A 4,116-nucleotide genomic window follows, 5' to 3' on the forward strand; every position below is an offset into this window, starting at 1 on the left:
ACAAAAGGGTTCGCAATAGCCTGCCCCGATCACTTTCGGGGACGCAGCGATCCTATTTCACTGCTTTTAAATCGAACTCGGGTTCATACCTTAGCTATTGTACGTTACTTTTTCCAAGTCTTAGAATTCGGGTTTAATTGTTGGCCCCTATAACACATTTTCCTCAAAGAGCTTTTCCAAGGTTTGGTCCAGATCCCTACTAAAACCGCTGTGGGGTCGGGATGTTTGGATGATGGAGCTTCTGACAGCGGTCAGCCATCGGAACCTGGATGCCAGATCCATTTCAGCGATTTTTCCTCCATTGTCCTTGCCAAAGCAGATTTTATCAAAAGATTCCAAGTTCAATTTGATCATTTCCACATCAGCTTCTGGATCAAGCGCCAGCAGTTTTGTTTCGTTCAACAGGGTTTTTACTTTTAGGTAACCGCTTTTCCAGGCACAGAGGATCACTCCGGCATTGATAAATTCCTCCCTTTCCACCCGTGGTACCACCCGGATGATGGCATAATCAAATAAGTGCTGTTCTTGCATCTTGGGCTTCTTTGGTAAATTGATCGGCATAAGAAAATCTCAGCGCTAAATATTGTTGATAAACGTTTCGTAATTCCTCGGCATCCTCACCGTCCCCGCTGGCCAGCAACCATTCCTCCGGAATCAATGTGACGATTTCCCTTAATTTTTCAGGGCTCAACTTTTCTGTAAAGAGGGCATTGGCTTCCTCAAGCTGTTGGGCCTGCGGCAGCAAGACATGGTTTTGGATGATGGGAAAGGCTTTGGTGGCACTTTTTTCCCAATTATTCCAGGCATGGTGGAAAAGAAAGGCCGCTCCATGATCGATCAACCAAAGCTCTCGGTTCCACATCAGCATGTTGGTATTGCGAAAAGTACGGTCCACATTGGTGATGAACATGTCCAGCCAGACTATCTTGGAGGCAAGCAAGGGATCCGCTTCCATGGCCAAGGCATCGTAATTGATGGCTCCCGATAGAAAATGGAGCGCAAGGTTTTTGCCTTGGCTGCTCTTGAGCAGGTCTTGGATCTCCTCATCCCCCTCCGTTCTGCCAAAGGCCGGATCCAAATGGGCAAAGACCAATTCGGGTACTTTGAGTCCCAAGGCCCTGGCAATTTCACCGCCCAGCAGCTCGGCGATCAAGGCTTTTTCCCGCTGCCCTGCCCCACGGAATTTCAGTACGTATTTGAAACCGTCATCGGCATCAGTCAGCGCGGGCAAGGAGCCTCCTTCCCGTAAGGGCAAAATATATCGGGTTACATTGACGGTGCGTAAGTCCATAAGTGTTCGGCTAAAATCAATCGAGGATGGCGTTTTAGGTTATCACTGTGCCCAAAAGCCATATTTCCCCAAAGATTGGATATTATCAGCAAATTTAAAACTAAGAAAAGGCTTAATGGGGCAGGGATATAAAAAAGCGCAATTACCAGTAAACAAATATATCAAGAAGGTGTCCACGAATCTATGTGGCGATAGACAGGTTAGCACGAATTAATTTTTGATAGATTCTAAGAAACTCAATGAATGATCAGAAAATGGAATTTGGAAATCGTCTGGGAGAGATCCGAAAAGGAAGGAAAATCTCCCAAGAAACCTTGGCCCATAAGGCCGATCTTGACCGCTCCTACATCTCTGATATCGAAAAGGCAAAAGAAACGTATCTATAGAGACGGTGTACAAATTGGCACGTGCATTGGATGTGGAGATAAAGGATTTCTTTTAAAAGTAATGGCTAAGCAGTATCCAGAACAAAAGATCAGCGTCCCCCGCTTCTGCGAGGAAAACGGTTTCTATACCACGAAGCAGCGGTCTTTTAATATGTCCAGGATAAAAGGAAGAAATACCAAACCGGAGAAACTGCTTAAAAAAGCCCTTTGGCATACCGGTCTGCACCACCGCTCCAACAAACAACACCTTCCCGGTAAACCGGATATCAGCTTTATCAAATACAAACTGGTCATCTTTATCGATGGCAGCTTTTGGCACGGCCACAACTGGTCAGAGCGAAAACATGCCATTAAATCCAACCGTGACTTTTGGATCCCAAAAATTGAACGCAATATGCAGCGGGATAGAGAAATAAATAATCACTATCGCAGCAAAGGATGGACGGTGCTCCGTTTTTGGGATTTTGAAGTGAAGAAGGAGTTGGGAGTATGTGTGAGGAGGGTTTTGGAGGAAGTTAGGTTGATTTGATTTTATTATCTACTTTATTTTTTATCAGTTCAGTTAATGTTGTGAAAAAAGGATATGCTGATGCATTCTTTGAAGAGTAATTGGCAAGTGATTTAAAGTCTATGCTTAATCCTTGTAATTCAGGATCAATAACTTTTTCGAGCTCAATTACTAAATAATGGCTTCTCGGGTTATTTGAAGGGTAATTTCTTTTAATCATATCTTGTTTAGAGAAAACCCTTGGCCCTCGATGTTTAATTTTCCAAAGCTCACCAGAATATGCATCCCCCTTTGTGTGAAGCAATAAATAACTTGCGTTTACAACCTCATGGCCCAACCTAAGTGACCCTGATTCGGATCCTGTTCTAAAATTATAAAGTAGGTTTTTCTTAACCCAATCGTATTGCTCCGAACTCTTATAATATCCTACCAAAACAAATGTTTCATCTGGTAAAAGATGCCTATTATTCTGATAAACTTCTGGAAGGGACTCATTTAACTCAGAGCCTTTTTCAGGAGGGGATTTATATATTTTGTAAGTTCCAAAAGCGGCTTTTTCCCTTTGGGAGGTTCTGTTTACAAAGTGTTTTACCACTTCTAAAATAAAATCTTTCAGTTCGTTAATGCCGCTATCTGTCTTTGAAGGTCTTACGGGAAAGGCGCCCAGTCCCGGAATAATCTCATGGAACCCTCTATTCTCCATTTTCTTTTCACCAGGATACAATACATATGCGCCACCAGTTCGTCGAATAGCATCCTTGTAAGCATGCATTTTTAATAAATCTGCATTTTTATACAAGCCTGCTTTGTTTTGTTCCTTCTCTTCGTCCAAATTCTCCTTAATCGGATCTGGAATGATTTCTCTTAGGTTGCTTACCTTATACTTGGCATCAAAATGAATGTGAACGATAAGTTCTTGATCTTCTGCTTCCTTTTCTTTAATTCCGTAAGGCCAAATGGAAAGCGTATAATCTGGACGAAGTGTCGTGGTCCAACTTCCTCCCTTAGGATACCAACTTCCTCCTTTAAAGGTTCTATTATAATTAAACCTTACATGAAATTTACGGTTTCCTGAATCATAAATGCCCTTCAGGGGAGTGCTAACACCTTGTTTCAGTGTTAAATGGAGACCATTATCCGTTGGTTTGATTAATTTATTGATGGACTTTGGATTTATTTTGAATATTGAGCCAAAAAGCTCCAATAATTTGAAAAATAACCAATATTCATACAGCGAAGCCACATCCTTTTTGCCGCCTTTATAAACATCTTCTCCTCCAGACCAAATTAATTTTGATGCCAAGTCAAACATCAACCAAACCCTTAATACTTCTCTATATCCCTCTTTTCGTTGCAATACAGGACTGTTTAATTTCAATGAACTGGGTTTACTGATATCATTGAAAATGGAATGATGTAAGCTTGAGTTTAGTTTGTCAATAAAAATGCTTGCTTCTTGATAGAGCTTTGAGTTGGTATTTGATCTTAACCTAATATCATTTCCAAATTGTATAAATGCTTGTAAAGCATATTTTATGAATCGGTTTTCTGGAGTATCTAAAGAATCTACTTTTACGGCATAAGAAAGCCGTCGTGGTGTGGAATTCATTCCGTATTTAGATAAATAATGATCTTCGGGAAGCTTTGTTCGATTACTTCCCTTTATCAGGTCCTTAATATTTCTATTAGATAATCGTCTTACTTGCCTAATGTCTCGTATTTGAGATGCTTCAGACCACTTTGTAACAGGATTTGTTACAATTCTATGTAGAGCTTCTGTAAATTCACTGCTACCAATAATTGAATTGACAAAAGCAAATTTCTGGTATAATGACCTGGAATCTCCAGAGTAATCGATTTCCAATTGCTGAAATACAGGCGATTCAGCCTGTAGGAGTATGTCTATGCTCTTTTCTGTGATATATTCCAAC

4 protein-coding genes and 1 pseudogene are annotated in these 4,116 nt (G+C 41.0%); 2 read left to right on the forward strand and 3 right to left on the reverse strand.

Annotated elements, in window-relative coordinates; genetic code table 11:
* Nucleotides 1-147: 147 nt before the first annotated feature.
* Nucleotides 148-531, reverse strand: a complete 384-nt coding sequence (locus tag ACYVAA_RS22330) for a DUF3037 domain-containing protein (RefSeq protein ID WP_460546174.1) — start codon at nt 529-531, stop codon at nt 148-150.
* Nucleotides 509-1,291, reverse strand: coding sequence for a HipA family kinase (locus ACYVAA_RS22335; protein WP_460546176.1), 783 nt, complete (start codon nt 1,289-1,291; stop codon nt 509-511). The genes ACYVAA_RS22330 and ACYVAA_RS22335 overlap by 23 nt, the downstream gene beginning before the upstream one ends.
* A gap of 254 nt (nt 1,292-1,545) precedes the next feature.
* On the opposite strand from ACYVAA_RS22335, the pseudogene ACYVAA_RS22340 reads away from it, so the two are divergent.
* Nucleotides 1,546-1,733: pseudogene (locus ACYVAA_RS22340) on the forward strand (helix-turn-helix domain-containing protein).
* Between the two features lie 5 nt (nt 1,734-1,738).
* On the forward strand, nt 1,739-2,206 hold the full coding sequence (locus ACYVAA_RS22345; protein WP_460546178.1) for a very short patch repair endonuclease: 468 nt from the start codon (nt 1,739-1,741) through the stop codon (nt 2,204-2,206).
* Here ACYVAA_RS22345 and ACYVAA_RS22350 read toward each other — a convergent pair.
* A partial coding sequence (locus ACYVAA_RS22350; RefSeq protein ID WP_460546180.1) for a DUF2357 domain-containing protein occupies nt 2,193-4,116 on the reverse strand: 1,924 nt, incomplete at its 5' end. The two genes, ACYVAA_RS22345 and ACYVAA_RS22350, sit on opposite strands and share 14 nt — an antisense overlap.

The sequence above is a fragment of the Echinicola sediminis genome (assembly GCF_054777495.1).

What these genes read in the sequence shown, in the direction of transcription:
- ACYVAA_RS22330 (WP_460546174.1), bottom strand. Translation starts at nt 531, where the DNA reads ATGCAAGAACAGCACTTATTTGATTATGCCATCATCCGGGTGGTACCA.
- ACYVAA_RS22335 (WP_460546176.1), bottom strand. Translation starts at nt 1,291, where the DNA reads ATGGACTTACGCACCGTCAATGTAACCCGATATATTTTGCCCTTACGG.
- ACYVAA_RS22345 (WP_460546178.1), top strand. Translation starts at nt 1,739, where the DNA reads ATGGCTAAGCAGTATCCAGAACAAAAGATCAGCGTCCCCCGCTTCTGC.